15 protein-coding genes are annotated in these 14,208 nt (G+C 64.3%); 5 read left to right on the top strand and 10 right to left on the bottom strand.

Features of this window, described 5'->3' with window-relative positions:
- Positions 1–57: 57 nt before the first annotated feature.
- The 5 genes from phnK to phnG are packed head-to-tail and all read right to left on the bottom strand — an operon-like array spanning position 58 to position 3,916.
- Positions 58–834, bottom strand: a complete 777-nt coding sequence (gene phnK, locus NKI22_RS23160; protein WP_140536281.1) for a phosphonate C-P lyase system protein PhnK — start codon at positions 832–834, stop codon at positions 58–60.
- The gene (locus NKI22_RS23155) at positions 831–1,733 is read right to left on the bottom strand and encodes an alpha-D-ribose 1-methylphosphonate 5-phosphate C-P-lyase PhnJ (protein WP_352816899.1); all 903 of its coding nucleotides are present in this window, start codon (positions 1,731–1,733) and stop codon (positions 831–833) included. The genes phnK and NKI22_RS23155 overlap by 4 nt, the downstream gene beginning before the upstream one ends.
- Positions 1,730–2,842: a carbon-phosphorus lyase complex subunit gene (locus NKI22_RS23150; protein ID WP_352816896.1), complete on the bottom strand. Its 1,113-nt coding sequence runs from the start codon at positions 2,840–2,842 to the stop codon at positions 1,730–1,732. The genes NKI22_RS23155 and NKI22_RS23150 overlap by 4 nt, the downstream gene beginning before the upstream one ends.
- A 1-nt stretch (position 2,843) precedes the next feature.
- Entirely contained in the window at positions 2,844–3,455 is a 612-nt protein-coding gene (gene phnH, locus NKI22_RS23145) for a phosphonate C-P lyase system protein PhnH (protein ID WP_352592790.1), read from the bottom strand.
- Positions 3,455–3,916: a phosphonate C-P lyase system protein PhnG gene (gene phnG, locus NKI22_RS23140; protein WP_352789293.1), complete on the bottom strand. Its 462-nt coding sequence runs from the start codon at positions 3,914–3,916 to the stop codon at positions 3,455–3,457. Before phnG ends, phnH begins: the two co-directional genes overlap by 1 nt.
- A gap of 134 nt (positions 3,917–4,050) precedes the next feature.
- Here phnG and phnF point away from each other — a divergent pair, with 134 nt between their 5' ends.
- Positions 4,051–4,794 (top strand): phosphonate metabolism transcriptional regulator PhnF, encoded by a 744-nt coding sequence (gene phnF / locus NKI22_RS23135; protein ID WP_352816892.1) that lies wholly within the window; start codon positions 4,051–4,053, stop codon positions 4,792–4,794.
- 18 nt (positions 4,795–4,812) lie between these two features.
- Here the strand turns inward: phnF and NKI22_RS23130 are convergent, their stop codons facing one another.
- The 5 genes from NKI22_RS23130 to NKI22_RS23110 form a co-directional block, all read right to left on the bottom strand.
- A complete protein-coding gene (locus tag NKI22_RS23130; RefSeq protein ID WP_352592782.1) occupies positions 4,813–5,829 on the bottom strand; it encodes a zinc-binding alcohol dehydrogenase family protein in 1,017 nt (338 codons plus the stop codon).
- A gap of 69 nt (positions 5,830–5,898) precedes the next feature.
- The gene (locus NKI22_RS23125) at positions 5,899–6,864 is read right to left on the bottom strand and encodes an ABC transporter permease (protein ID WP_352483622.1); all 966 of its coding nucleotides are present in this window, start codon (positions 6,862–6,864) and stop codon (positions 5,899–5,901) included.
- Entirely contained in the window at positions 6,861–8,414 is a 1,554-nt protein-coding gene (locus NKI22_RS23120) for a sugar ABC transporter ATP-binding protein (protein WP_352958918.1), read from the bottom strand. Before NKI22_RS23120 ends, NKI22_RS23125 begins: the two co-directional genes overlap by 4 nt.
- 102 nt (positions 8,415–8,516) lie before the next feature.
- Entirely contained in the window at positions 8,517–9,512 is a 996-nt protein-coding gene (locus NKI22_RS23115) for an ABC transporter substrate-binding protein (RefSeq protein WP_023721963.1), read from the bottom strand.
- A 332-nt stretch (positions 9,513–9,844) separates the two neighbouring features.
- Entirely contained in the window at positions 9,845–11,350 is a 1,506-nt protein-coding gene (locus NKI22_RS23110; protein WP_352642651.1) for a UxaA family hydrolase, read from the bottom strand.
- A gap of 256 nt (positions 11,351–11,606) precedes the next feature.
- Here NKI22_RS23110 and NKI22_RS23105 point away from each other — a divergent pair, with 256 nt between their 5' ends.
- The 4 genes from NKI22_RS23105 (at position 11,607) to NKI22_RS23090 (ending at position 14,165) form a co-directional block, all read left to right on the top strand.
- Positions 11,607–12,509 carry a GntR family transcriptional regulator gene (locus NKI22_RS23105; protein ID WP_352816888.1) on the top strand — a complete coding sequence of 301 codons (903 nt, stop codon included), beginning with the start codon at positions 11,607–11,609 and terminating at the stop codon, positions 12,507–12,509.
- A 119-nt stretch (positions 12,510–12,628) separates the two neighbouring features.
- Complete coding sequence (locus NKI22_RS23100) at positions 12,629–12,985, top strand: DUF2946 family protein (RefSeq protein ID WP_352816885.1); 357 nt, start codon at positions 12,629–12,631, stop codon at positions 12,983–12,985.
- Positions 12,986–13,084: 99 nt separating this feature from the next.
- Positions 13,085–13,621, top strand: a complete 537-nt coding sequence (locus tag NKI22_RS23095; RefSeq protein WP_352816882.1) for a copper chaperone PCu(A)C — start codon at positions 13,085–13,087, stop codon at positions 13,619–13,621.
- A 25-nt stretch (positions 13,622–13,646) separates the two neighbouring features.
- Positions 13,647–14,165, top strand: coding sequence for a YcnI family copper-binding membrane protein (locus NKI22_RS23090; RefSeq protein WP_352816880.1), 519 nt, complete (start codon positions 13,647–13,649; stop codon positions 14,163–14,165).
- Positions 14,166–14,208: the final 43 nt, after the last annotated feature.

Here is a 14,208-nt window from a genome sequence, read left to right as displayed (position 1 = left end):
CCCCTTGAGGGGGAGATGGTCGGCAGGCCAGAGGGGGGTACGCCGGAGCAATCATCGTCACACCTGCAGAATCGAGGAGACAAGCAACTGGGTGTAGGGCGCGCGCGGATCGTCGAGGACGCGGTCGGTGAGGCCGCTTTCGACAACACGGCCGTCCTTCATCACCATCATGCGCTGCGACAACAGCCGCGCCACGGCGAGATCGTGGGTGACGACGATGGCCGCCAGGCCGAGATCGGTGACCAGCCCCCGCAGCAGATCGAGCAGGCGTGCCTGTACCGAAACGTCGAGGCCACCGGTCGGCTCGTCCATGAACACCAGCCGCGGCCCTGTGACCAGGTTGCGGGCGATCTGCAGGCGCTGGCGCATGCCGCCGGAGAAGGCGCGCGGCTCGTCGTCGATGCGGTCCTCGTCGATCTCGACGCGCGACAGCCAGTCGACCGCCGTCGCGCGGATCCTGCCATAGTGGCGGTCGCCGACCGCCATCAGCCGTTCGCCGACATTGGCGCCGGCCGACACCGTCATGCGCAGCCCGTCGGCGGGGTTCTGATGGACAAAGCCCCAGTCGGTGCGCATCAGGAAGCGGCGCTCGGCCTCGCTCATGCGGTAAAGCTCACGGAACTGGCCGTCGCGCATGCGGTAGCTGGCGGTGCCGGAAGAGGGCAGCAGCCGAGTCGACAGGCAGTTGAGCAAAGTCGTCTTGCCGGAACCGGATTCGCCGACCACCGCCAGCACTTCGCCCGGCCACAGATCAAAGGTGACGTTCTCGCAGCCGACGCGCGAGCCGTAGAATTTGGACAGCGCCGAAACGCGCAGCAGCGGTTCGTCGGTCATTCAGCCGGCTCCATTTTTCCTGGGGCAAGATGGGTCTCGGGCGCGAGGTGGCCTTCGGCGCGCCGCTTCTCGCAATAATCGGTGTCGGAGCAGACGAACATGTGGCCGCCATGGTCGTCGAGGATGACCTCGTCGAGATAGACGTTCTCGGCCGCGCACAGCGCGCAGGGCTGGTCGAAGGTCTGCACTTCGAAGGGATGATCCTCGAAGTCGAGGCTGACCACCTCGGTAAAGGGCGGCAGCGCATAGATGCGTTTTTCGCGGCCGGCGCCGAACAACTGCAGAGCCGGCGAACGGTGCATCTTGGGATTGTCGAATTTCGGCGTCGGCGACGGATCCATCACATAGCGGCCTTCGACCTTGACCGGGTAGGCATAGGTGGTGGCGATGCGGCCGTGCCTGTCGATGTCCTCGTAGAGCTTCACATGCATGAGGCCGTATTCCTCAAGCGCATGCATTTTGCGCGTCTCCGTTTCGCGCGGCTCGAGGAAGCGCAGCGGCTCGGGGATCGGCACCTGATAGACCAGCACCTGACCGGCACTCAGCGGATGTTCAGGGATGCGATGGCGGGTCTGGATGATGGTCGCCTTGGCCGTCTCGGTGGTGACCGCGACATTGGCGACCTTCTTGAAGAAGGCGCGGATCGAGACGGCATTGGTGGTGTCGTCGGCGCCCTGGTCGATGACCTTGAGAACATCGTCCGGTCCGATGATCGACGCCGTGACCTGGACGCCGCCGGTGCCCCAGCCATAGGGCATCGGCATCTCGCGCGAGGCGAACGGCACCTGATAGCCGGGGATGGCGATGCCCTTGAGGATGGCGCGGCGGATCATCCGCTTGGTCTGCTCGTCGAGATAGGCGAAGTTGTAGGTGGCGATGTCGGTCGGTTGTCCGGTCATTCCGCGGCCTGCCTCTTCTCTTCGGCCTTGCCGGCGTTTTCGCGGGCGTCGTGCGCGGCGCGCATGCGGCGCACGAGGTCGAGCTCGGCCTGAAAATCAACATAGTGTGGCAGCTTCAAATGCTCGACGAAGCCGGTCGCCTGGACATTGTCGGAATGCGAGATGACGAACTCTTCGTCTTGCGCGGCGGCGACGACATCTTCGCCGAATTCGGTTGCACGAAGAGCGCGGTCGCATAGCGCCATGGCCATCGCCTTGCGCTCGCTCTGGCCGAAGACGAGGCCGTACCCGCGGGTGAATTGCGGCGGCGCCTTGGCCGAGCCCTTGAACTGGTTGACCATCTGGCATTCGGTGACGCGGATGCTGCCGAGCGGCACGGCAAAGGGCAGTTCCGGCACGTCCAGTTCCAGTTCGACCTCGCCGATACGAACCTCGCCGACGAAAGGATGGTTGCGCGCATAGCCGCGCTGGGTGGAATAGCCGAGCGCCAGCAGAAACCCCTCGTCACCGCGCGACAGCGCCTGCAGGCGGATATCACGCGCCATCGGGAATTCGAGCGGCTCGCGGGTGATGTCGCCGGGGACATGATCCCCGGGCATGTCGCCGTCGGGCTCGATCAGGCCTTCGCGAGCGAGGATGGCCGAGACGCGCGGCATCGCCTCCGCTTCGCCTGCACGCTGCTCCGGTTCGGCGACTTCGCCGCCGGCGGCAAGCTCGGGATCGAGCAGCCGGTGGGTGTAGTCGAAAGTCGGGCCGAGCAACTGCCCGCCGGGCAGGTCCTTGTAGGTCGCCGACACGCGCCGTTCGACCAGCATCGAGCCGGTTTCGATCGCCCTGGTATAGCCGAAGCGCGGCAGCGTCGTGCGATAGGCGCGAACCAGGAAGATCGCCTCGATCATGTCGCCGCGCGCCTGGACGATGGCGAGTGCCGCCAATTCCCTGTCGTAGAGCGAACCTTCGCTCATCACCCGGTCGACGCCGAGCGCCAGCTGCTCGACGATCTGGTCGAGCCGAAGTGCGGGCACCGAGCGATCGCCGCGCCGGCGGTCGGCGAGCAATTTGTGGGCGTTGCGGATGGCTGCTTCACCGCCTTTTACCGCGACATACATCCTACGCCTCCATCGTCTTAATGCGCGTCGTGCGCGGCAGGCAGGCAATTGCGTCGGACGTGGCGAGGATGATGTCGACACCCCGCGGAAAGCGCTGATTGTTCTGCTTCCATTGCTCGACGAAATGACGCGGCATTTGCGCCGGCGCGATCGTCGCCGTCTTCTCGATGCCCGGGCCTTCGAGCAGCAGCGGAGCGCCGGAGACGAGATCGCCGACCTCAAGGATCAGCGTCGTCGAACGATCGGGATAATCCTGGGTGCCTTGCGAAAACCCGTCGAGCGCCATCATCTCGGCCGGCGTGGCAATCAGCGCGAAATGCGCGTCGGCCGGGGTGTTGGCCAGCGGCGCGCCGGTATGGAAGCCAAGCCAGGATTTCACCGCCGCCGACCCCTGCAAAGCCGGGTCGAGCCAGAGCGGCGTGTCGTTGTCGCACAGCGCCAGAGCAATGGCGCCGGCGATGGCCGACAGCGGCGCCGGGGGGTGGGCGAGGGCCGGCAGCGGCTGCACGCTGCCCGGCCGCGCCATCGCGTCCATGACGGCGCGGAATACGGTCTGCGCGTTGAATACCGGATCGGCGAAGCCGCCCTCAATGGATTGAGTGGCGATGTCCATCAGTCTTCCCCGCGTACCATGGTGAAGAAATCGACCTTGGTCGCCGCCGTCTCTGCGCGGCGCTGGTCACGCGCCTTGGCCAGTGCGGCTTGCAAGGGCGCGACGATCCTGGTCTCGACCTCGTTGCGGTGGGCCGGATCCTGCCAGAGCGCGTCGGCGATTGCCGCCAGCCTTGCCTTCTGCTTGTCGCGACCAAGCGCGTAGCAGTGGCCGACATGGCCGGACGCAAGCCGCACCGTGGCGCGGGTGACCGTCGCCTCGCCGACATTGAACGGCGCGCCGCCACCGCCAATGCGGCCGCGCACGGTCACCAGGCCGGCTTCGGGGCCACGTAGAAGTTCTGCTTCGCAAGGCAGGCCGGCTTCGTCCCAGAGGCGGACAATGTCGTCGCCGGCCGATTGCGCCAGCGTCGCCATTACGGCCTTGCGCTCGGCCTGCTCTCGCGCTTCCTGTCCTCGCATGGCCGGTGCTCCTCGTTCGCGTGCATTTGTCTATTGATATAGACAACTATACAAATTATATCTATTATCTAGCGCGTGTCTATGACGTGTACGTGACACGGGCCAAAAGGTCGGCGCAAAGATTGGGGCGGGAAATGATCGGGCAAGCCAACAGCATCGAGCGGCGCAGCGGTGTCGCGCTATGGCGGCAGATCGCCGACCAGATCCTGCACTCGATCACCGTCGGCGATTTTCCCGAGAATGCCGCGCTGCCGCCGGAGGTGGCACTTGCCGAACGCTATGGCGTCAACCGCCATACGGTGCGCAGCGCTATCGCAGCGCTGGTGCAGGAGGGTGTGCTCAAGGCGGAGCAAGGGCGTGGCACCTTCGTGCTGTCGCGAAAGCGGCTGTCCTATCCGATCGGCGCCCGCACCCGCTTTTCCGAGGGATTGCAAGGACAGGCGTCAGAGCGGCATATCACCTTGCTCGCGTCGTCGGTGGAGCCGGCCAACCGTCGTGTCGCAGAGGGCTTAGGCCTTGCGAAGGGGGCTGATGTGATACGCCTGGAAACGCGCGGCGAAGCCGATGGAATGCCGGTGTCCCGCGCTGCCGGCTGGTTCGATGCCAGGCGCTTTGCCGGCATCGATGCCGCTATGGCAGAAACCGGTTCGATCACGGCATCGCTGGCACGTTTCGGCATCGACGACTATCTCCGGCAATCGACCGTGCTGTCGGCGCGCCATGCCGATGCCGCCGACCTTGCCGACCTCGACCTGCAGCCCGGCGCCATCGTGCTGGTGACGGTCGCCGTCAACGTCACGCCCGACGGTCAGCCGATCCAGTTTTCGGAGTCGCGCTTCCCGGCCGAGCGGATCGAACTCAAACTGTCGGCGCTTTGAGACGCGGCTATCGTTGTGTCATCCGACCTGGATGACCGCCTTGATCAGCCCGGATTTCTCATGTGCCCAGCGGGCGAGGTCGCGCGGCGTCTCGCCAAGCATGGTGCGGTGGGTGACTAGCTTTGCCAGCGGCACCGCACCGTTGCGGATTGAAGCGGCGACATGGTCGAAATCGGCGCGCAGAGCGTTGCGGCTGCCGATCAGCATCATCTCGCGCTTGTGGAATTCGGGATCGGAAAAGGCGATGTCGTCCTTGACGACGCTGACCAGCACCAGCGTGCCGCCATGCGCGACATGGGCGAAGGCCGACTGCACCGACTGGGTGTTGCCGGTGGCGTCGAAGACCGCGTCAAAACCATCGCCGTCGGTCGCCTGCCGCACCAGATCAGCGGCGGCGCCCTGCGAGCCGTTGAGGGTCGCGAAGCCGAGTTCGCTTTCGGCGAAACCCAGCCTCTCGGCACTCATGTCGAGCAGCGTCACGTCGAGCCCGGCGATGCGGGCGAACAGCGCCGTGCCGAGCCCGATCGGGCCGGCGCCGATGACCAGGGTACGCGCGCCCGATTGAGCCAGCGAGCGCCGCACCGCATGCGCCCCGATCGCCAGGAATTCGACGGCGGCCGCATCGGCCAGCGACAGGCCGTTTGCCGGATAAAGATTTTGCGCCGGCACCAGGATCTGCTCGCACATGGCGCCGTCGCGATGGACGCCGAGCACCTCGATCCTGACGCAGCAATTCGGCTTGCCTTGCCGGCAGGCGATGCATTTGCCGCAGGCGAGATAGGGATTGACGATCACCGCTTCGCCTATTGCCAGATCGACGCCTTGGCCGGTCTCCAGCACGGTCCCCGAGACTTCATGGCCCATGATGCGGGGATAGGCGAGGAACGGGTGCTTGCCTTCAAAAATGTGATAATCGGTGCCGCAGATGCCGACATGACTGACCGCGACCAGCGCCCAGCCCGAGGGCGGCGCGCCAGGCGCCGGGCGATCTTCGAGCACAAGTTCGCCGGGCGAGCGGCAGACGACGGCTTTCATGCTTCAATCCAGTCGGTTCATGGCACCGCCGGCTCTGCTGTTGCGAGGCCGGCGGCTGTTAGGGGCGATCTATTTGCCGCGGCGGCGCAGCCCGTCGAAATAGACGATGACGATGATCAGCACGCCGGTGATGATGCGCTGCCAGAAGGCGTTGACGTTGAGCAGATTGGCGCCGTTGTTGATGGTGGCAAGGATGAAGGCGCCGAGCAGCGGCCCGTGCACGGAGCCGACAGCGCCGAACAGCGACGTGCCGCCGATCACCGAAGAAGCGATCGCCTGCAATTCCCAGCCCTCGGCCTGCGTCGGATTGCCGATGCCGATGCGCGACGCGAGCAGCACGCCGACGAAGGCCGCACACAGCCCCGACAATGTATAGGCCATGTAGATTGTGCGCTGGACGTTGACGCCCGACAGACGCGATGCCTCGGCGTTGGAGCCGACCGAGAACAGGTAGCGGCCCCAGCGGCTGTGGTGCAGGAAGATGTAGGCCGGAATGCCGACCAGGATCACCATCCAGAACAGATTGGGGACGCCGACGAAGGAACTGCGCGAGAACGTCTGGAAGGCGTCGTTGTTGATCGAGATCGAGTTGCCGTTGGTCATCAACAGGCCGATGCCACGCAGCGAGGTCAGCGTCGCCAGGGTGATGATGAAGGGTGGCAAGCCCATCTTGACGATGCCGAAGCCATGGAACATGCCAATGGCGACGCCGACCAGCAAGGTAATCAGGATGGCTAGGAAAACCGGTGTGCCGGCGTTGATCAGCATCGCGACGATGACGGTGGCGAAGCCGACAACGGCGCCGACGGAAAGGTCGATGCCGCCGGTGATGATGACGAAGGTCTGGCCGACCGCCAGGATGGCGATCATCGACCCTTGCCGCAACAGGTTCGAGATGTTGTTGGCCGAGGCGAAGCTCGGCGTCGCCACCGACAAGATGATCCACAAAAGAACCAGCAGTGCCAGCAGTGTCAGCCCGAACAGGGCGTTGTAGTTGCGTTTCGGCCTTTCGGCAGCGATCGCCTCGGTGCTCATATCCGTCCTCCCGGTCTTTCTTGTTTCTCGGCCAGCGCCTGGGTGAGGATCTCCTCGTGGTCAGCGGTACGAAACCCATGAGTGGCCACCAGCTTGCCGCGCCGGAACACATGCAGCGTGTCGGCGAGCTCATAGACCTCGGGCAGGTAGGACGAGATCAGGATGATGCCGGCGCCCTTGGATAGCAGCGCGCCAAACAGGCGGTAGATCTCGGCCTTGGTGCCGACATCGACGCCGACGGTCGGCTCGTCGAAGATGAACAGCTTGGCGCCGTGCGCGAGCCATTTGCCGATGACGATCTTCTGCTGATTGCCGCCGGACAGGCTGGAGGCCAGCGCACTTCGCGTCGGCGTCTTGATGCGCAGGTCGGCGATCTGGCGATCGGCCTGGGCTTTTTCTTGCGCACGGGAGATCAGCAGATTGCTCGAGATGCGCTTGTAGATCGGCAGATTGAGGTTGAGCCCGACCGGCAGGTTGAGGCAGAGGCCCTGGTCGCGGCGGCTTTCCGGGGCCAGCGCCATGCCGAGCCTGATCGCGTCGTGTTCTGAATTGACCTTGACCTCCTTGCCCTCCCAGAGGATCTGGCCGCCCGATTTGCGGTGTCGGCCATAGAGCGTGGTGACGAACTCGCTGCGGCCGGCGCCGATCAGGCCGTAGAGGCCGACGATCTCGCCGGCGCGGACGGACATCGAGACATTTTCGAAACCCTTGCCGGAGAGGTTCCTGGTTTCTACAAGCATCGCGCCCGGGGTGAAATGCTCCTTGTGGTAGACCTGCTCGATCGAGCGGTTGATCATCATCTTGACCAGCTCGGCGTCATTGGTCTCGGCGATATTCCTGGTGCCGACCAGCGTGCCGTCGCGCAGCACCGAGACGCGGTCGGCGAGCTCGAACACTTCTTCCATGCGATGGCTGATGTAGATGATGGTGACGCCTTCGCCCTTCAGCCGGCGGATCAGCGTGAACAGCTGGTCGGCCTCCTTGCGGGTGAGGTAGGCGGTCGGTTCGTCGAAAATCAGGAATTTGGTGCCGCGCACGGTGGCGCGGGCGGCGGCGATCAACTGCTGCTGACCGATGGTCAGGTCACCCAGCATGACATGCGCCGGCAGGTCGAAGCCGAGATCGTCGATGATCTTCTGCGCCTGCCTGACCATAGCCCGCTGCTGCAGGATGCCGAAACGGGAATCCTCCTCGCCGAGGAACATGTTGGCGGCGACGGTGAGATGGCGGCACAGGACGACTTCCTGATGCACGGCATTGATGCCGAGCGCCATCGCCTCATGCGGCGTCGCCAATGCGGCAGGCTTGCCCTCCCAGATGACGTCGCCGGAGGTGCGCGGCATGACGCCGGTCAGAAGCTTGATCAGGGTGGATTTGCCGGCGCCGTTCTCGCCGACGATGGCGTGGATCTCGCCGGCCTTGAAGGCGAGGTCGACCGGCTTCAGCGCGTGAGTGCCGGGATAGCGCTTTTCCAGCCCGCGGAGTTCGAGGATGATCCTGCCCGGTTCAAGCGTTGGGGCCGGATGGAGTTCCTGCGCCGTCGACATCATGACAATCCTCCCAGATTGGCCCCCAAAGATTGGCCTCGCGATTGGCACGAGTGGGATGTTTCCGGGGCGAAAAGGCCCCGGAACAGTTCACAGTGGCGATGCTCAGTCGAGCTTCGGGTTGAGCAGCGCGTCGATCTTCGGATCCTTCATGTTGGCCTTGGTGACCAGGTTGGCGCCGGTGTCGACATTGGCTTCGACCTTCTCGCCCTTCGAGGCGGCAAGCGCCGTCTTGATGCCGTCATAGCCCATCCGGTACGGATCCTGGACGACGAGCGCCGAAATGACGCCGTCATTGAGGAACTTGATCAGCTTCTCGTCGCTGTCGAAGCCGACCAGCCCGACCTTGCCTGCGAGGCTGTTCTCGGCGATCGCCTGACCGACGCCCTGCGCCATGATCAGGTTGGAGGCGAAGATGCCCTTGAGGTTGGGGTTGGCGGTAATCAGGTCGGTGGCGATGTTGAGGCCGGTGGTGGCCTGGCCGTCGGCGTATTTGTCGGCGACCAGCTTGAGGCCCGGATATTTGGCGGCGAGCTGTTCCTTAAAACCCTGGGCGCGCTGTTCGAGCGAGCCGGCCCCCGGAAGCGCGGTGATCAGGGCGACGTCGCCCTCGACCTTGCCGCCATTGGCTTCGCCGATGGCTGCTGCAAGGCCGTCAGCGGCGACGCGGCCGCCCTGAATGTTATCGGTGGTCAGGAACGAGGTGAAGGCCTTGGAGTCGGCACCGGAGTCGATACCGATGATCTTGACCTTGGTGGCGGCCTCGTCGATCGGCTTGCCGAGCGCCTTGGCTTCGGTTGGCGCGATGACGACAGCGGCCGGGTTGCCGGCGACGGCATTTTCGAGGATCGAGATCTGGCCGTTGACGTCGGTCTCGGCTTGGGCGCCGAGCTCCGGCACGTTGACGCCCAGGTCCTTGCCGGCCTTGCGGGCGCCGGCCAGGACGATCTGCCAGTAGAAGGACGTGGTGTCCTTGACGATGATCGGAATGGTCACGTCGGCCGCGGATGCCGGGGCCGAATGCATCACGCCGGCAAGCATCGAGGCGGCTGTGAGTGCCACGAAGGCGCGGCGATTGAGAATGCTGGTCACGAATTTCATTAGGAGTCCTCCCTAAGTCGCCCGGTGAATGTTATGGAAGCTCCATTCGGATGGCGCGGCCGAAACGGAACTTTATCAATAAAAAACATTTGCCGCATTTTGATAATGCATCATCTCGGTAGGCGCAAGCGCTGTTTGATGCCTGCTTCGAATGGCTGGGCGGAAGAGTTCTTTCTGTCGGAGCTCCGCTGCCAATCTCCTCCAATATGTCGCATGGAATATTAATTCCATCACTCAGTCAATATGGAATGTTCATTCTTTTTTCGGGGATGTACGAACTGTGACACCTGGCGATCACGTCAGGTGTTCGCGACTGTCGCGAGCGGTCCGGCTTAGAGCGTCGCACCGAGGTGCCACGGCACGAACTCGTTGTCGCCGTAGCCGAATTCCTCGCTCTTGGTCTTGCGGCCCGAAGCTGTCTCGACGATCAGTTCGAAGATCTCGCGGCCCATGCCGGCAATGGTCTTTTCGCCCGAGGCGATGACGCCGCAATTCACGTCCATGTCCTCTTCCATGGTGTGGTACATGGTCGAGTTGCTGGCGACCTTGATCGACGGCGTCGGCCGGCAGCCGAAGCAGGAGCCGCGGCCGGTGGTGAAGACGATGACGTTCGCGCCACCCGCCACCTGGCCGGTGGCCGAGACCGGGTCGTAGCCGGGCGTGTCCATGAACACCAGCCCGTGCCCGGTGACCTTTTCGGCATAGCCGAAGACGCCGTTGAGCGGCGTCTGGCCGCCCTTGGCGACCGCGCCGAGCGACTTTTCCAGGATGGTGGTCAGGCCGCCGCGCTTGTTGCCCGGCGAGGGATTGTTGTCGATGGATGCGCCATGCTTGGCGACATGGTCTTCCCACCATTTCACGTAGCCGTCGAGCTTGGCGGCGATCTCGGGAGTTGCGGCGCGATAGGCAAGCAGGTGCTCGGCGCCGTAGATCTCCGTCGTTTCGGAGAGGATGCCGACGCCGCCGACGCCGGCCAAAATGTCGACGGCCGCACCCAGCGCCGGGTTGGCAGTGATGCCGGACATGCCGTCGGAGCCGCCGCATTGCAGGCCGACGACGATCTCGCTGACCGGGATCGGCTCACGCTGAAGCTTGCCGACCTCTTCGGCGATCTCGGCCAGCACGACCAGCGCCTTCTCGACCGATTTGCGCGAGCCGCCGGCTTCCTGGATGTTGAAATGGCGTTTTCCCGCGGCGACGCCCTTCTGGCCATAGAGGGTGAGCTGGTTGACCTCGCAGCCGAGCCCGACCATCAGCACGCCGCCGAAATTCGGATGACGTGCATAGCCGGCCAGCGTACGGTGCAGCACCATCATGCCATCGCCGGTGGCGCTCATGCCGCAGCCCTGGCCGTGGACGATCGGGACGAAGCCGTCGATGCCGGGATATTGCGGCAGAAGCGTGCGGTTCGCCGCGTCGGCGATGGCATGGCAGACGGTGGCCGAGCAATTGACGCTGGCGAGAATGCCGATGAAGTTGCGCGTGCCGGCACGGCCGTCGGCACGGCGGTAGCCCATGAAGGTGCGGGCGCGGTCGGCCTCGGTCGCGTGCACGGCCTCGCTCGGCGGCACCACCGGCAAACGCCCGCTTTCGAAGACCAGATTGTGCGAATGGACATGCTCGCCGGGCGCGATATCCTGCGTGGCACGGCCGATTGCCTGGGCGTATTTGACCACGGCTTCGCCGGCGGCAATCGGCTTGATCGCCACCTTGTGGCCCGGCTCGATCAGCGCGGCGGCGGCGGCGCCGCCCGGCAGTACGGTGCCGATCTCGATGCGGCCATTGGCGACCGCGACATTGTCGGCGGGAGACAGAAGAATGCTGTTTGCGGCGTTCACGGGAGCTTCCTGGGTATGTTCCTGGGTGCGCGAGCGGATTGACATGCGGCTCTTAACATATAATGTCTTTTATCGTGAAAAAACATTTTTGCGTCAATTGTTTTTTCGCCAGAGCGCGACGCGTCTTTTGGATGCGCGACGTAGGCTCTACAACCAAAACTAGCGTTGCGCATGATGTTTTCCGAAGCGATTCCGATTTCATGCGCGAGAAAAGCTTCACGCCGGCCGCAAACGCCGGCGGGCCACGGGGCAGGGGATGTCGAAGAGCAACAACGTTTACAAGGATGCCTATAATCGCGGTCTGAGGCTGCTCGACGAAACCAGGAGCCTGCCTTCGGAGCCGGAGCTGGGCACGCTGCTCGGCGTCAGCCGCACGACCGTCCGCACCATCCTTGCCCGCATGGAAGAGACCGGGCTGATAGATTGGAACAAGCGCAGCAAGACGGTTCTGCGCGAGACGCGGCCGGAGGATTTTTTTCCCGAGGAAGAGACCGACACGCTGGCCGAGATCATCGAACGCTCCTTCATGCGGCGGCTGCTTGCCGGTGGCGCCGAGGCCGGCATGCAGATCAACGAACTCGAACTGGCGCGCGAGATCGGCGTCGGCACCACCAGCGTGCGCGAATTCCTGATCCGCTTCTCGCGCTTTGGGCTGATCGAGAAGCGCCGCAACAGCCACTGGGTGCTGAAAGGCTTTACCCGCGCCTTCGCGCTGGAGCTGACCGAAATCCGCGAGATGTTCGAACTGCGCTCGGCCGCAGCCTTTGCCGCTCTGCCCGAGGACAGCCCGGTGTGGACCGACCTCGACCGCCTGGAAGACGAGCATCACCGGCTGGCGCGCGAGATCGCCGTGCGCTTCAGCGAATTCTCCGAGCTCGACGAGCGCTTTCACCGGCTGATCCACCGGGCGTCGCACAACCGCTTCATCGTCGATTTCTACGACGTCATCGCCATGATCTTCCACTACCACTACCAGTGGAACAAGGCGCAGGAGCGCGAGCGCAACGAAGTCGCGGTCCAGGAGCATCTCGCCTATATCGCCGCGCTCAAATCGCGCGATCTCGCCAAGGTCGACGCCGCCTGCCGCAAGCACCTGAAATCGGCCCGCCACACGCTGCTGACGTCGATTCCCGAGGGCAGGCAGCTGCAACGCGCGTGATTGTGTTGCGTTGCCGCAGCAACGTTTTGGCGATTTTCCGGCCGCCGGCTCCGTGCTAGAGAGCTGACGTTGCTGCGTGAAGAGGCTGGTTCTTGACCATACGCCGGAGACGATGGAGCATGCCGGTCGCGTTCGCCGCGGCCTGGCTTTTCGTGCTCCAGTCGATGTTCGGCGCGTTTGCTTCCGGCATCGAGCCGAACGCCTCGCAATTCGATGCTTTCGGCAACACGATCTGCACCCATGACGGTGCGGCGCAACTCCCGGCCGGGGATCCGCATCAGCAGCACATGCCGGCTTGCTGCATGCTTGGCTGCAACCTCGTCTCGGCGGTCTACGCGCCGCCCGATGCCACCGGGAGCCTGTCTCGCAGCCCTTCCGTCGAAACCATCGCCTTTTTCCTGCCGACCTTCCGGCATCGCGATTTCGCCCGCGCCCGCACTCCGTCCAATCCGCGCGCACCACCGGCGACGGCCTGATCCGTTCTGGTTTGCGCCGCGCACACCCTTGGCCGGCGCGTTTATCGACATCGTTCGCGACCGGCATCGGCGCGATCTCTTAAAATCCACGGAGCAATCATGTCTCACTCTTTTCGCGCTGCCGCATCCAGCCGCAGGCGCTTCTCACTGGGTGGTTTCGAGCAGCGTCTCGGCGTCGCCCTTTGCGTTCTTGCCTTCCTGTTCGCCAGCGCCCAGACGGTGTTGGCACATGAGTTCAAGCTTGGCGATCTCGAGATCGGGCACCCCTGGTCGCGCGCCACACCAGCCGGCGCCAAGGTGGCCGGCGGCTACTTCACCGTCACCAACACCGGGAGTGCGCCGGATCGCCTGCTGTCGATCACCTCCGACATTTCGGCCAAGGCCGAACTGCACGAGATGGGCGTCAGCAATGGCGTCATGACCATGCGGCCGGTCACGGGCGGCCTCGAAATCCCGGCTGGCGGCAAGGTCGCGCTGGCGCCTAACGGCTATCATTTGATGTTCATGGATTTGAAGCGGCAACCCAAGGAGGGCGAAATGTTCTCCGCCACGCTGACCTTCGAAAAAGCCGGGCCCGTGCAGATTGAATTCGCCGTGCAAGGCATCGGCAGCCCGGCGCCCCAGGACGACCACTGACTTGGCCGCTTCGAGAGGTACCATCATGAAGAAATCTCTTTTGACCGGCTGCGCGCTTTTCGTCCTCGGGACCAGCGCGGCCTTCGCCCACATCACGCTCGAAACGCCGGAGGCGGCGGTCGGCTCGACCTACAAGGCGGTTCTTCGGGTGCCGCATGGCTGCGAGGGCAAGGCAACGACCGCCTTGCGCGTGCAGATCCCGGAAGGGGTGCTCTCGGTCAAACCGATGCCGAAGCCGGGCTGGACGCTGCAGGTCAAGAACGGCAAATACGAGAAGTCCTACCAGCTCTACGGCCAGGCAGTGACCAGCGGCGTCAAGGAGGTCGACTGGAGCGCCGGCAGCCTGCCGGACGAATTCTACGACGAATTCGTCTTTCGCACGACACTGGCGTCCGACCTGCCGGCAGGCCAGACGCTGCATTTCCCGGTGGTGCAGGAATGTGACGGCGTTGCCGATCGCTGGATCGAGATTCCGGCGGCCGGGCAGGCTGAGGATGCGCTGGAATTTCCGGCGCCCGGCCTCAAGCTGCTGCCGAAGAAGTGAGCTCCAGCGGCGCGCTTTGGCGGATGAGCGCGCCGCTACTCTT

This window comes from Mesorhizobium sp. M0778 (assembly GCF_040320105.1).
GTDB lineage: Bacteria > Pseudomonadota > Alphaproteobacteria > Rhizobiales > Rhizobiaceae > Mesorhizobium.
This window is presented reverse-complemented; position numbering and strand designations above follow the sequence as displayed.

Bases quoted from the DNA above. Each gene is read 5' to 3' on its own strand.
- phnH (WP_352592790.1), bottom strand. From the start codon at position 3,455: ATGGACATCGCCACTCAATCCATTGAGGGCGGCTTCGCCGATCCGGTA.
- NKI22_RS23150 (WP_352816896.1), bottom strand. From the start codon at position 2,842: ATGTATGTCGCGGTAAAAGGCGGTGAAGCAGCCATCCGCAACGCCCAC.
- NKI22_RS23105 (WP_352816888.1), top strand. From the start codon at position 11,607: ATGTCGAAGAGCAACAACGTTTACAAGGATGCCTATAATCGCGGTCTG.
- phnF (WP_352816892.1), top strand. From the start codon at position 4,051: ATGATCGGGCAAGCCAACAGCATCGAGCGGCGCAGCGGTGTCGCGCTA.
- phnK (WP_140536281.1), bottom strand. From the start codon at position 834: ATGACCGACGAACCGCTGCTGCGCGTTTCGGCGCTGTCCAAATTCTAC.
- phnG (WP_352789293.1), bottom strand. From the start codon at position 3,916: ATGCGAGGACAGGAAGCGCGAGAGCAGGCCGAGCGCAAGGCCGTAATG.
- NKI22_RS23095 (WP_352816882.1), top strand. From the start codon at position 13,085: ATGTCTCACTCTTTTCGCGCTGCCGCATCCAGCCGCAGGCGCTTCTCA.
- NKI22_RS23120 (WP_352958918.1), bottom strand. From the start codon at position 8,414: ATGATGTCGACGGCGCAGGAACTCCATCCGGCCCCAACGCTTGAACCG.
- NKI22_RS23155 (WP_352816899.1), bottom strand. From the start codon at position 1,733: ATGACCGGACAACCGACCGACATCGCCACCTACAACTTCGCCTATCTC.
- NKI22_RS23130 (WP_352592782.1), bottom strand. From the start codon at position 5,829: ATGAAAGCCGTCGTCTGCCGCTCGCCCGGCGAACTTGTGCTCGAAGAT.
- NKI22_RS23090 (WP_352816880.1), top strand. From the start codon at position 13,647: ATGAAGAAATCTCTTTTGACCGGCTGCGCGCTTTTCGTCCTCGGGACC.
- NKI22_RS23100 (WP_352816885.1), top strand. From the start codon at position 12,629: ATGCCGGTCGCGTTCGCCGCGGCCTGGCTTTTCGTGCTCCAGTCGATG.
- NKI22_RS23115 (WP_023721963.1), bottom strand. From the start codon at position 9,512: ATGAAATTCGTGACCAGCATTCTCAATCGCCGCGCCTTCGTGGCACTC.
- NKI22_RS23125 (WP_352483622.1), bottom strand. From the start codon at position 6,864: ATGAGCACCGAGGCGATCGCTGCCGAAAGGCCGAAACGCAACTACAAC.